The sequence below is a fragment of the Pedobacter sp. GW821-FHT01D05 genome, from assembly GCF_059422505.1.
Map to the genome: position 1 here is coordinate 1 of NZ_JBWKXA010000003.1, position 12,123 is coordinate 12,123.

Consider the following 12,123-nt stretch of genomic DNA (forward strand, 5'->3'; position numbering starts at 1 on the left):
TAAACGCTTACCAAGCTTTCTTCTTGTAATACTATTTGGAAGAAGAAAATCAGTTGGATAAACCAAAGGAGATGACGCTTTTTCTATATGCCTATCATGATTAAATAACACCTCTGTGTCAATCCGTGTTTCCGTGGCAAAAATCTTTGCGAGGCGTTTACAAATAATTACTCACCTCAATTAAATTCATATCCGGGTCGCGGAGGTAAATAGAGGTAATTTTCCCATTGGCGCCGTTGCGTTCTACAGGACCTTCCTCAATTTCAATGCATTTTTCTTTAAGTTCCTGCATCACTTCGCGTAAAGGGAGATCGGTAATAAAACATAGATCGGCTGTTCCGGGCATAGGTTTGAAAGCTTTTGGTTCAAACTCACTTCCATATTGGTGCAGGTTAATTTTCTGATTCCCAAATTTCAAGGCTTTTCTATTTTCGCCAAATTCAATAATTTCCATTCCCAGGGCAAGGCTGTAAAACCTGCAGGTGCTTTCTAAATTGGCAACCGTTAGTACAAGGTGATCTAAGTTTTTAATGTCCATAGTAATAAATTAGAACTAAAGCATTCGTCCTTTTGTTTTAAAACAGTTATGCTTTCAATATTTGGTTAGTAAATTATCGACAAACAAAATACTCAATTTTTATATATTTACCATTATGCAAAACCTGCCCCCCTTAGCCGAACGTATGCGCCCTCAAAATCTCGATGAATATGTTGGGCAACAGCATTTAGTTGGAGAAGGTGCGGTTTTACGCAAAGCGATCGAAAGCAGTCAGCTCCCCTCCATGATTTTTTGGGGACCTCCAGGTGTGGGTAAAACAACTTTGGCCTATATCATTTCGCAGGCATTAGATCGTCCGTTTTTTAACCTAAGCGCCATTAATAGTGGTGTTAAGGATATTCGGGAGGTGATCGATAGGGCCGCACAGCTGAAGGATAGTTTTTTAGGCCTTCCCATTCTGTTTATTGATGAGATTCACCGTTTTAGTAAATCGCAACAAGATAGTTTGTTGGGCGCAGTAGAAAGAGGCTTGGTTACCTTAATTGGCGCAACAACCGAAAATCCATCTTTCGAGGTGATCTCCGCTTTACTTTCCCGCTGTCAGGTTTACATTTTAAAATCCTTAACCGAAACGGAGCTGGCGGGTTTATTGGAAACAGCCATTAAAAAAGATAGTATTCTTTCGGCGAAAAATATTTCCATAAAAGAGCACGAAGCACTGATCCGTTTATCGGGCGGTGATGCACGGAAATTGTTAAATGTGCTCGAAATTGCCATTAATGGCATAGGCGGAAATAAAATTGTACTCACCAACGAAAATGTGCTGGCGCATGCGCAGCAGAACCTTGCGCTATACGATAAAGCCGGAGAGCAACACTACGATATCATTTCGGCCTTTATTAAATCCATCCGTGGCAGCGACCCGAATGCTGCCGTTTATTGGCTTGCACGTATGATAGAAGGAGGCGAAGATCCGCTGTTCATTGCCCGTAGGTTACTGATCTTGTCTTCAGAAGATATTGGTAATGCCAATCCTAATGCCTTGCTTTTGGCCAATAACTGTTTCACCGCTGTAAATGTAATTGGCTATCCGGAAGCACGGATCATTTTATCACAATGTGTAACCTATCTGGCAAGTTCGCCTAAAAGTAATGCATCTTACGAAGCCATTAACAAGGCGCAGGCCTTGGTTAAGCAGACTGGAAATTTGCCCGTGCCTTTGCATATCCGTAATGCACCAACCAAACTGATGAAAAATATCGGTTATGGAAAAGATTACCAGTATTCGCACGGATATGAAGGCAATTTTTCGCCACAAGAATATTTTCCGGAAGAATTAAGCGGCACTAAACTCTACGATCCGGGGAAAAACCCTGCAGAAGAGAAGTTGCGTGAAAAGCTTAAGCAGAACTGGAAAGACAAATACAAATATTAGTGTAACATTTTCTGCTGAATGCATACTAATAGATATATTGACTAAAATCAAACACCTAAACTAAATATGCTGAGTACTTTTTTAAGCCATCAAAGAAAATCTTTCTGGCGTTCGCGAAACAGGGGCAGTAGTATTGCTGGCCAGATTGTTTTGGGTTTTTTTATGCTGTATTTTTTTACGTTGGCACTTGGAGCTGGCTTAGGTATGTCTCATTTATTGGCCTACTTTTTCCCAAATCAAGATGTAATTAAAAGCTTCAACGGAATTATCCTCTATTATTTTGCATTCGATTTTATCATGCGCATGCAGTTTCAGGAGTTGCCAACATTAAGTATCATTCCTTACCTGCATCTCAAAATCCAGAAGAGTAAGATCATTAAATTTTTAAATGTTAAAGCACTCTTCTCGGCATTTAACCTTTGGCCATTTTTTATTTTTCTGCCTTTCTGTTTTATCAAAATTGCTCCAAGCCTTGGTGCAGTTACCACCATCATGTACATCGTTTCGATATTTTCGATCATGATTTTTAACAACTACATGGTGTTGTATATCAAACGGAAATCAATCACCAATACTTTGTATACTTTTTTAGGCCTGGTGGTTATTGCTGCCTTTGCTGCTTTAGAATATTATAAGGTTATTTCGATCATGGCAGGTTCTGATGTGGTATTCAGGGCCATCGCAGCACAGCCTTTATATGGCTTTGCCTTTACAATTGCTGCGGTTGCTATTTTTTACTTCAATTCTAATTTCCTGCGTAAAAATTTATATGTAGAAGAATTAAGTACAAAGCAAGAGAAGAAGGGGAGTACCGATTATGCTTTTCTTAACCGCTTTGGTAAAGTGGGCGAACTGGCAGCTTTAGAGCTGAAATTAATCCTTCGCCATAAACGCCCCCGTTCTTCGGTTATTCTTGGTTTCTTCTTCCTTTTCTATGGGTTTATCTTTTATAAGGAAAAAGCAATAGATCGCGATGCTTTCGGACAAATGATGTTTGGTGCTATTTTTATGACAGGTGTTTCGATCATTATTTATGGCCAGTTTATGTTTGCATGGCAAAGTGCCCATTTTGACGGAATATTAGCCAATAAAATCAATTTTAAAGATTACATCAGGGCTAAATTTCTACTATTTACCATTGGCTGTACCATTATTACCTTATTGGCGAGTTTTTACGGGTTTTTAAGTCCAAAGCTATTACTCTTACACCTGGCAGCCTATTTATACAACATTGGTTTTGGTACGGTAGTGGTGCTCTATCTCGCTACATTAAACTATAAAAGACTGGATATTACCAAGGCCGCAAGTTTTAATTACCAGGGTACCGGCGCTACCCAATGGCTGTTAATGTTTCCTTATGCACTTACGCCAATATTAATTTATGTGCCATTCGGCATATTAAATAAACCTTACTGGGGCTTGCTTGCCGTATCTGTTTTTGGCCTGGCCATGTTATTGTTGCGGGGCTTTTGGGTTAATTACATTGCAAAAAGATTAGAGTTACAACGTTATAAAATAGCCGAAGGCTTTAGAGAATAATTATGATTTTAGAAGTTAAGAATTTACAAAAAGTTTATGGCGATAAAACCGTTGTAAACATCGAAGATCTGCAGATTGCTGCTGGCGAAACCGTTGGTTTAGTTGGAAATAACGGCGCTGGTAAAACCACTTTCTTCCGGATGCTTTTAGATTTGATCCGCCCAACTAATGGCGAGGTTTTATCAAAAGGCGATAATGTAATGCACAACGATAACTGGAAGAATTATACTGCATCATTTTTGGATGAAGGTTTTCTGATTGATTATTTAACCCCTGAGGAGTATTTTATTTTTATTGGCAGTTTGAATAACTTAAGTGTGGCTGATGTTTCTGCCTATCTGAGCCAGTACGGTGAGTTCTTTAATGGGGAAATATTAAACAGTGGAAAGTACATCCGCGATTTTAGTAAAGGAAACCAGAATAAAGTAGGAATTGCGGCTGCCCTGATGCAGAAGCCTGAAATTTTAATTTTGGATGAGCCTTTTGCCAACCTCGATCCAACTACGCAGATCCGATTGAAGAAACTGTTGAAAGAGCAAACAGGCAACATGACCACCTTTATTTCTAGTCACGATTTAAATCACGTTACCGACGTTTGTAACCGGATCATATTGGTTGAAAAAGGGCAGGTAATTAAGGATTTTAAAACAGATGAAAATACATTGAAAGAGTTGGAGAGTTATTTCTCCGCTTAGTTTTTGTACTAAGAATGATACATTATCAAAGAGTCTCCATTATTCGGGACTCTTTTTTTGTGCTGATAATTTTTATTTAGGGTAAAATTTGGGCAAAACAGACAGAAAATACGGTTCAATAACTTTTTGGCATTGTGTTTGAATATATGGAGTAGAAATTATAAATCTAGATTATTATGAGTATTTCAAAAGTAAGAATAGCAACATTAAGTATAGGGTTAGCAGTAGGTTCGATGGCATTCCAAAGTTGTGATAGTTTAACTAAAACACAAAAAGGAGCTGGTATTGGTGCTGCAGCTGGCGGTGTTATTGGTGCATTGATCGGTAAAAAAGCCGGTAATACAGCAGTAGGTGCCTTAATTGGTGGTGCTATTGGCGGTACAGCGGGAGCTTTTATCGGCCGTAGAATGGACAGACAGGCAGCTGAAATCCAGAAAGCTATTCCTAACGCAGAAGTTATTCGTGAAGGTGAAGGAATTATTGTAAAATTCGACAGTGGTATTCTATTCGATTTTGATAAAACGGCTTTAAAAGATGCAGCTAAAACAAATATCCAGAGTTTAGCTTCTTCATTAAATCAATATCCTGATACAGATATCAAAATTATCGGTCATACCGATAGCCGCGGTACCGAGCAATATAACATGGGCCTATCGGAAAGAAGAGCAGCAGCAGTTAAAGCTTATGCTGTTTCTCAAGGTGTACCATCATCAAGGTTAGTTACCATTGGTAAAGGTTTTGCTGAGCCAATTGCAGATAACGAAACTGATGCTGGCCGTGCAGCTAACCGTCGCGTAGAGATTGTAATCGTTGCTAACGATGCATTAAAAGCGACCGCGCAGAAACAAGGATAAGATTGCACGCAATTTCCCTCTACCTATGAGGTCATTATAAATGCAGCCCCAGTGTACATCCACTGGGGTTTTTTTGTGTTGTCAGATGTCGCCATCAAACGTAGGGTAGTTGTGGTGCCAGATGTTACCATCTGGCACTAGTTAATGAATTAGTCTGTTTTTTGAAAATCAGGTTCCTGTGTGTATCGGTTGCGAAAGCCCTGCTATCCACTTCAAGCCTCCACTTCGTTACGGGCTTTCCGTTTCTATCAGGTTTAGTTATCTTGGGTTTGGTGCTGGGCAGGCCAAACTTCTGAAGTTTCACTTAGGCTACGGTCGAGGCCAAATCGGAAGTTTTCTAGCGCACCTGCAACCCCAAATACTTGCACAAACTGAATGATCTAAACGGGATTGAAGCGACATCCTTCCAATCCCGATTCTTCATCGGATTGGAAGATATAGCGAAAAGCCCGACTAAACTTAAATAGATGTGAATGGCCTTGCTTTCCAAAACCTATAAATAGATCGTGTCGGATGGCAACATCCAACACCACGGTAAGATATTGTGCCGTCGGATGTTACCATCTGATGGAGTAGATTGATGCCGGATACTAATATCTGACAGCACGATAGAATTTACGAATAAATATCTTCGAAATAACTTACCACGAGCGATTTCATCAGCATTTCCTGCTCGAGCATGGTATAGGGAGGTATTGCTTTTATTAACTTCCAATGGGGCCAGCCGTCCTGATCTAAGCCCTCAAGCTCATAAAAGCCCATTTCGCTCAATAAACGGCAGGTAGCAATGTGCATCAGTTCCTCTTTTTGGCGTTTACTGTATTTCTTTGGTCCTTTGCCCAATTCCTGAACGCCAATTAGAAAAAGCATTACTTTTAAATCAGGAAAATCCGAATCAAATTCCTTTGAAATTTTTTCCTGTAAAACTTTCCACTTGGCATTAATCTCCGATGGCTTCATATCTTGCAAAGATAAGGTAAAAAGGTGTAAGGCCTAAGTAAAAGCTTTGCGGTTTTAACATTAAAGCTTGAATCGTAATTGTATTTTTAGCTACATTTATAACCTATGGATACGAATATCAATAAGACAGTTAATGCGGGTTTATTAGCTTATGGCATGTCGGGGCAAGTTTTTCATGCTCCCTTTTTACAGGCACATAGTGGATTCAATTTAAAGGCTATAGTAGAGCGCAGTCAAAAAAAAGCAGTTAATAATTACCCAAATATTACAAGTTACAACAGTGTTGATGAACTTTTGAATGATGAGGAAATAGAATTGGTAGTTATTAATACCCCTAATAACCTGCATTATGAACATGCTAAAGCGGCATTAATCAAACATAAACATATTCTGGTTGAAAAACCGTTTACAGCAACGGCTGTACAGGCAAAAGAACTTTTTGAACTCGCCGATAGTGTAGGGAAACAAATCTTTTTCTACCAGAACCGCCGTTGGGACAGTGATTTTATCGCGGTGAAAAAGGTAATTGAAAGTGGTAAACTGGGTAAGCTGGTTGAAGTTCATATGCGTTACGATCGCTACCGTAATGTAATTGGCCCAAAGGCATTTAAAGAAAACCCGATAGCGGCCAGCGGACTTTTATACGATTTAGGTCCACACTTGTTAGACCAGGTAATCAGTCTGTTTGGCAAACCATTAAGTTACCATAAAATTCTGGGTAAAAATAGGGTAGGTACTTTGGTCGATGATTATTTCTCGATCCAACTGAGTTATCCAAATAGTCTGCAAGTTTTTGTTACGGCGAGTATGTTGGTGGTAAATCCGCAGGCGGGGTTTGTTTTACATGGCGTAAATGGAAGCTTTATTAAACAAAGAACAGATATTCAGGAAGAACAATTGCTGGCGGGTATGAAATTAACCGATCCGGGCTATGGTGTTGAGCCCGCAAGTAAAGATGGTTTATTAACAACTATTGATGCTGAAGGCCATAAAACCGAGGAGACGATTCCATCAGAAGTAGGAAGTTATTTGCCGCTTTTCGAAGCCGTTTATCAAGCAATAAACAACAATAAACCATATCCGGTTACACGCGAGGATGTTTTGACCCAATTAGAAATTATCGAAAGCTAATATAAATCATCATCCAATCTGTGTAATCCCCTAATCTGTGTAATCCCATTTATGAACTCGCTTCCACTTGCCTACTTAATTCCTATTTTTCTAATTGCCCTTTATCTTATCCTTAAAAAAAAGAAGGTGGCTATTGATCCTTTAACGGATGTAGACAAAAAGATACTGGATGATTATGTAGGGTATTACCATAATCTCGATTCGACCGATAAGCTAAGGTTTGAGCAGAAAGTGGCCGCATTTTTCAGCACGGTTAAGATCGAAGGGGTGGGTTTAGAAATGACAACATTAGACGAATTGCTGATTGCTTCAAGTGCCGTGATCCCGATTTTCGGTTTTGACGACTGGCAATACAAAAACTTAACCAGCGTTTTGTTGTATCCGGATACTTTTAATAAAGATTTTCAGTTTGAAGGTGGCGAAAGGAACATTATGGGTATGGTAGGTACAGGCTATATGAATGGACAGATGATTTTATCGCGTTCGGCCTTGCGACATGGTTTTTCTAAAAGTGCAGGGAAAGAAAATACGGCTATACATGAATTTGTACACCTTTTAGATAAATCTGACGGCGCAACAGATGGGGTGCCGGAGAATTTAATTGCACATGAATATACTCTGCCCTGGATTAAAATGATGCATGAAGAAATGGAGAAAATTGGAGACAATAAATCGGATATTAATCCATACGCGATCACCAATCAGGCCGAATTTTTTGCTGTAGTTTCTGAATATTTCTTTGAAAAACCAGAGCAGCTAAGGGATAAACATCCAGAATTATATTTTCAGTTAAGCCGCATTTTTGCGCAACAGCCTGCAGGTTAAAATGATCAATCCACTAATGAAAATATTTGCAACAGTTATCTGGAGTTTAGTCTCTATAAGCGCCTTTGCGCAGAAAACCTATGTGCTAAGACAAAATTATCCAACGGGCTATAAGTACGATTTTACAATCGCTTCCGAACAGATTATTAATCAGAAAATTGCTGGCCGGGATGTACACTTAACCCAAAGCATTGGAACGGACTATACTTTTGATATTACCGAAGGCCATAGTGGCGAAAAGGATGTAAAAGTTACCTATAATAAGATTTTCATTAAATCTGTAGCAATGGGCAACACCATGAGCTATAGTTCAGATGATCAGGATAGTACCAAAAAGAATCCTTTTAGTGGTTTTAAGGGTGCTTCTTTTTATATGACAGTAAGCCCAAATGGTGGGATTAAAACAGTTGCTGGCATAGATAAAATGCTCGATAATATGGCAGCCAGGATGACTAAAGATACCAGTCAGGTTAAACAGATTAAAAACGCTTTAAGTAAACAATTTAGTAATGAGGTGGTGAAACAAACCATGGAATCATCGTTTAAAATTTACCCCGATAAACCGGTTAAAATAGGCGACAGCTGGACCGTTGATACCAAAATGCAGCTGAGTATGCCCATTGAAACGATTACACAATACACATTGAAGGAAGTGAAAGAGGGTATTGCTATTTTGAGCGTAAAAGGAACATTGGTCTCAAAAGGAAATTTTGAAGTGATGGGCAACAAAATGGAAACTGATTTACAAGGAACCAACTCGGGAGAAACTTCACTTGATATGAAAACGGGAATTGTGCTTAATAGCCACCTCCGTGTTGAGCTGTATGGTAAAATGAAATCGATGGGGCAGGACATCGATTTCGACATGCAGGGCATCAATAAAATTGCAGGAAAAGAGGTTAATTAGAAATTAAGTTCGCTATTTCTGCTGTCAGTCTGAGCCGGTCGAAGACCGTTATTCTTAAAAGAAATCAAAAAAGATTTTCCTTCGACAAGCTCAGGATGACATCTTTTTTGATTTGACTTCTTTCGTATTACAAACTACCAGTTAACGCTACCAGAAATTCCGTCGGGATTTCGATATGCGGAATATGGCCGCAGGCATCAAATTCGATAATTTTAGCACCGATAATTTTGGCTGCAGTCTGCTTTCCTAAAAGTTTATACTGCCCATGTAATGCCTGTTGATCTGGCGTAAGCAGCCCTTTGCCCACAATGGTTTTATCTTCTTTACCAATAAACAAAACAGTGGGGACCTTTAAATTCTGAAATTCGTATACCACAGGTTGTTCATAAATCATGGTATAAGTTAACGCGGCAACTTTAGCCCAGCGCGGGTAGTCGGAGCTATTGGTTACGCCTCCGGCAATACTCACCAGGTACTCGTATTCAGGTTTCCAATAGGTAAAGTAGGAGCCCTGGTAATACTTTCGTACGCTCTCAGCTGTTGTTTTAAGTTCTGTTTGGTACTGTTGAGCAGTAGTGACATAAGGAATGAAAGTTTTATAATCTTCTAATCCGATTGGATTTTCGAGTAAAAGTTTTTCAGTTGTTTCCGGATACATCAAAGCAAAACGTGTAGCCAGCATACCGCCCATACTATGACCTAAAACTACGGTCTTTTGAACGCCTAGCGTATCTAGAAGTCGTTTATTCCAGCTAGCCATTTGGTGGAAACTGTAATGGATAAATGCTTTAGAAGATTTACCAAAACCAATTTGATCAGGTACGATAACCCGGTAACCAATATTTGTAAGTGCTTTAATTACATTGCCCCAGTAATAACCTCCAAAATTTTTCCCATGGAAAAGGATGGCTGTTTTTCCATTGGCTGCTGCGGTTGGTGCAACATCCATATAAGCCATTTTAATATCTTGCCCTTCGGTGTGGATAGGAAAATATTTAACCGGATATGGGTATTTAACGTTATCAAGGGTGATAGATAGGGTGTCTATTTTTTGTGCATGTACATGGCTAAAAACGAACAGGCTGAGGGCAAATAAAAGAAAATATTTCTTCATGATTGGTAATGATGTAAAAAACTAAAAAGCTAATTGGCCCAAGTTAAACTTTTGCCAATTAGTTAGCTTAAAAATCATGCCCTTTTTGCAAAATCACAATATATATGTGGTCTTAATCACACTAAACTTTATTTGATCAATTGTTTTAAATTAACAGTAGGAATCTGAATTGTAGTTTCGTCAGAAAGATTTCCTTTCGCTGTGTTAATCCTGATGTGCTGAAAATTGACATCGTTCTTACCTATACTATTTAGCGAGAGTGTTTCTATTGGGCCAATATTCTTATTTTCTTCATTTTTAAATTCAGCTTTTGCATCCTTCACTTTTAGATCAACATTCCGGAGCGGCGTGTTATTCACAGTTAAATACCCCGAATTGATGTCTGCCCGAATATTTTCGATTTTTGCATCTTCGATGGTAATCTCAGGAATCACTATATATTGTGGATCATATGTAGTTTTCTTGGTCAAGCTCAAATTTTTGATTTTCATACCCTCACCAAACCTGAAGTTTATACCTCTTGTGATCTCTACATTTAAGCTATCAGTATTAGCCGATAACGCATCAATCGATACATTGTTAAAAGTAATTCCTTTTAAGTTTGGGGAAAAAATCAGCAGTGTTCCATGCTGGTAATTGCGTTCTGCCTTTAAGGATATATGAAGTTTCCCATCTTTATCTACCTTATATTCAATATAAGGAGCAAGATCGTTTGTTGCTTTAAACAAAAACTTATCATTGGCAATTATTTTTATATTAAGATAAGATGATTCTGAGCCATTAATTACCACATTTTGAAATGCCTGGACAGGATATTTTTTGATATACCGACCTGCTGCACCATCTGTTGTCTCGGCTCCCATCAACATTTTGTTATAGGTTTTATTGTCGATCCGGTTTACTTTGGCAATCAAGATCATAACCGTTAGTGGAATGATCAGTAGTGCAATTGCCAATCCTATTAATAATTTATTGCTTGTTTTCATCTTTTAGGCATTAAAGTTTTGTGATATGAAAGTTTGATAACGGGATTTTAACTCGTCGAAATCAATTTCCAACAGATAGAGATTTCTAAATAAGTTTGGCAGTTCATCTTCGATGAAGCTGGTTTTCCGGTATTGTTTTACCTGATCGATGGTATTATCAGCCAGAAAAAAACCAATCCCTCTTTTATTGTTCAGGATGTTTTTGCCCTGTAACAATTCGTAGGTACGCATTACTGTATTGGGGTTTACTTCCAGTTCTACTGCCATTTCCCTTACAGAGGGTATTTTATCTTCGGTCTTCCATTTGCCCAACAATATCTGCTCACAAACGTATTCAGCTATCTGCAGGTAAATGGCCTTGTTATTGTTAAATTCCATTTCAGGCCTCCTTTTCTTTTAAACGTATAAATGAGATGAACCATAATGCCAAGGTTAAAAATATGCCTATTAGGCTCATTACAAGAGAGACGTTGTTCTTATCTTGCCAGTATGGGCCACCAACCCAAACGGTATTGTCAGTTAATCTGTTCATTACAAATATTATGGAGGTCACCCAGAGCACCACAAATGCCATTACGGATATAGCCGTTTTAATGTAATGGAAGTTCTGGAAAAAGATAGAACCTAATAGGAAAACAGCATTGATCAGGAATGGCACATAATAAAACTGATAAAACTCTTTAACCGTTGTAGTTGAGAAAAAATAAGCTAAATTATCTATAACTACTTTTTTGCCCTGGTAATCGGTGTAGCTTGCTATTAGTGTATGTGTTGCCCTAATAGATGAAACAAAAGCAAGATCGATCAGATAGAAGCACAGAAGATAAGTAGGGATTGCAATAATTAAGGTGTAAAATATGGCGCTTAAAAATTTTTCAACACCTGATGCCGGAACCAAAATGTTAATAATTGCTTTCGGTTTTTGTCCTAGATGCATAAAATAACTGTTTGCTATAATGCTTACAAATAAAAGTCCTGTGATCAGGAAAAGGGGGTATCTAAAATTTAAAGTGTTGGATGAAAGGTGTTGTAGATTATTATCAGTTAAGTTTATGGCATAAAATAAAGCCAAAACCCCAATTAATACACCAAAACTGATTAAATAGATTTTTCCAAACTCAAGCCATTGTCTTTTAAGCAATAAGCCAAATCGATTGATATTAAAGGTATTGTTCATT

At 38.4% G+C, this 12,123-nt stretch carries 13 protein-coding genes; 7 read left to right on the forward strand and 6 right to left on the reverse strand.

What is annotated here, in order from left to right; all coding sequences use genetic code 11:
- Positions 1 to 157: 157 nt before the first annotated feature.
- The gene (locus AC07VK_RS12125) at positions 158 to 538 is read right to left on the reverse strand and encodes a VOC family protein (protein ID WP_492960738.1); all 381 of its coding nucleotides are present in this window, start codon (positions 536 to 538) and stop codon (positions 158 to 160) included.
- A 115-nt stretch (positions 539 to 653) separates the two neighbouring features.
- On the opposite strand from AC07VK_RS12125, the gene AC07VK_RS12130 reads away from it, so the two are divergent.
- From AC07VK_RS12130 to AC07VK_RS12145, 4 genes are all read left to right on the forward strand, one after another.
- Complete coding sequence (locus tag AC07VK_RS12130; protein ID WP_492952384.1) at positions 654 to 1,934, forward strand: replication-associated recombination protein A; 1,281 nt, start codon at positions 654 to 656, stop codon at positions 1,932 to 1,934.
- 66 nt (positions 1,935 to 2,000) lie between these two features.
- Positions 2,001 to 3,473, forward strand: coding sequence for a DUF5687 family protein (locus tag AC07VK_RS12135; RefSeq protein ID WP_492960740.1), 1,473 nt, complete (start codon positions 2,001 to 2,003; stop codon positions 3,471 to 3,473).
- Between the two features lie 2 nt (positions 3,474 to 3,475).
- Positions 3,476 to 4,168, forward strand: coding sequence for an ABC transporter ATP-binding protein (locus AC07VK_RS12140; RefSeq protein WP_492960742.1), 693 nt, complete (start codon positions 3,476 to 3,478; stop codon positions 4,166 to 4,168).
- Positions 4,169 to 4,344: 176 nt separating this feature from the next.
- Complete coding sequence (locus AC07VK_RS12145; protein ID WP_029274435.1) at positions 4,345 to 5,022, forward strand: YiaD family glycine zipper/OmpA-like lipoprotein; 678 nt, start codon at positions 4,345 to 4,347, stop codon at positions 5,020 to 5,022.
- Positions 5,023 to 5,637: 615 nt separating this feature from the next.
- Here AC07VK_RS12145 and AC07VK_RS12150 read toward each other — a convergent pair.
- Positions 5,638 to 5,982, reverse strand: a complete 345-nt coding sequence (locus tag AC07VK_RS12150) for a hypothetical protein (protein WP_131028267.1) — start codon at positions 5,980 to 5,982, stop codon at positions 5,638 to 5,640.
- A 105-nt stretch (positions 5,983 to 6,087) separates the two neighbouring features.
- On the opposite strand from AC07VK_RS12150, the gene AC07VK_RS12155 reads away from it, so the two are divergent.
- Genes AC07VK_RS12155 through AC07VK_RS12165 form a run of 3 tightly spaced genes read left to right on the forward strand, consistent with a single transcriptional unit; the run spans position 6,088 to position 8,845 of the window.
- Positions 6,088 to 7,113 (forward strand): Gfo/Idh/MocA family oxidoreductase, encoded by a 1,026-nt coding sequence (locus AC07VK_RS12155; protein ID WP_492952386.1) that lies wholly within the window; start codon positions 6,088 to 6,090, stop codon positions 7,111 to 7,113.
- A gap of 51 nt (positions 7,114 to 7,164) precedes the next feature.
- Positions 7,165 to 7,938: a M90 family metallopeptidase gene (locus AC07VK_RS12160; protein WP_492960744.1), complete on the forward strand. Its 774-nt coding sequence runs from the start codon at positions 7,165 to 7,167 to the stop codon at positions 7,936 to 7,938.
- Positions 7,939 to 7,954: 16 nt separating this feature from the next.
- A complete protein-coding gene (locus tag AC07VK_RS12165; protein ID WP_492960746.1) occupies positions 7,955 to 8,845 on the forward strand; it encodes a DUF6263 family protein in 891 nt (296 codons plus the stop codon).
- A 127-nt stretch (positions 8,846 to 8,972) separates the two neighbouring features.
- Here the strand turns inward: AC07VK_RS12165 and AC07VK_RS12170 are convergent, their stop codons facing one another.
- The 4 genes from AC07VK_RS12170 to AC07VK_RS12185 form a co-directional block, all read right to left on the reverse strand.
- Positions 8,973 to 9,959: an alpha/beta fold hydrolase gene (locus AC07VK_RS12170; protein WP_492960748.1), complete on the reverse strand. Its 987-nt coding sequence runs from the start codon at positions 9,957 to 9,959 to the stop codon at positions 8,973 to 8,975.
- 128 nt (positions 9,960 to 10,087) lie between these two features.
- A complete protein-coding gene (locus tag AC07VK_RS12175; protein ID WP_492960750.1) occupies positions 10,088 to 10,945 on the reverse strand; it encodes a hypothetical protein in 858 nt (285 codons plus the stop codon).
- A 3-nt stretch (positions 10,946 to 10,948) separates the two neighbouring features.
- The gene (locus AC07VK_RS12180; RefSeq protein WP_492952391.1) at positions 10,949 to 11,323 is read right to left on the reverse strand and encodes a GntR family transcriptional regulator; all 375 of its coding nucleotides are present in this window, start codon (positions 11,321 to 11,323) and stop codon (positions 10,949 to 10,951) included.
- A 1-nt stretch (position 11,324) separates the two neighbouring features.
- Positions 11,325 to 12,122 (reverse strand): hypothetical protein, encoded by a 798-nt coding sequence (locus AC07VK_RS12185; RefSeq protein WP_492952392.1) that lies wholly within the window; start codon positions 12,120 to 12,122, stop codon positions 11,325 to 11,327.
- Position 12,123 lies beyond the last annotated feature (1 nt).

Bases quoted from the DNA above. Each gene is read 5' to 3' on its own strand.
- AC07VK_RS12160 (WP_492960744.1), top strand. From the start codon at position 7,165: ATGAACTCGCTTCCACTTGCCTACTTAATTCCTATTTTTCTAATTGCC.
- AC07VK_RS12125 (WP_492960738.1), bottom strand. From the start codon at position 538: ATGGACATTAAAAACTTAGATCACCTTGTACTAACGGTTGCCAATTTA.
- AC07VK_RS12170 (WP_492960748.1), bottom strand. From the start codon at position 9,959: ATGAAGAAATATTTTCTTTTATTTGCCCTCAGCCTGTTCGTTTTTAGC.
- AC07VK_RS12145 (WP_029274435.1), top strand. From the start codon at position 4,345: ATGAGTATTTCAAAAGTAAGAATAGCAACATTAAGTATAGGGTTAGCA.
- AC07VK_RS12185 (WP_492952392.1), bottom strand. From the start codon at position 12,122: ATGAACAATACCTTTAATATCAATCGATTTGGCTTATTGCTTAAAAGA.
- AC07VK_RS12175 (WP_492960750.1), bottom strand. From the start codon at position 10,945: ATGAAAACAAGCAATAAATTATTAATAGGATTGGCAATTGCACTACTG.
- AC07VK_RS12155 (WP_492952386.1), top strand. From the start codon at position 6,088: ATGGATACGAATATCAATAAGACAGTTAATGCGGGTTTATTAGCTTAT.
- AC07VK_RS12180 (WP_492952391.1), bottom strand. From the start codon at position 11,323: ATGGAATTTAACAATAACAAGGCCATTTACCTGCAGATAGCTGAATAC.
- AC07VK_RS12150 (WP_131028267.1), bottom strand. From the start codon at position 5,982: ATGAAGCCATCGGAGATTAATGCCAAGTGGAAAGTTTTACAGGAAAAA.
- AC07VK_RS12165 (WP_492960746.1), top strand. From the start codon at position 7,955: ATGAAAATATTTGCAACAGTTATCTGGAGTTTAGTCTCTATAAGCGCC.
- AC07VK_RS12140 (WP_492960742.1), top strand. From the start codon at position 3,476: ATGATTTTAGAAGTTAAGAATTTACAAAAAGTTTATGGCGATAAAACC.
- AC07VK_RS12135 (WP_492960740.1), top strand. From the start codon at position 2,001: ATGCTGAGTACTTTTTTAAGCCATCAAAGAAAATCTTTCTGGCGTTCG.
- AC07VK_RS12130 (WP_492952384.1), top strand. From the start codon at position 654: ATGCAAAACCTGCCCCCCTTAGCCGAACGTATGCGCCCTCAAAATCTC.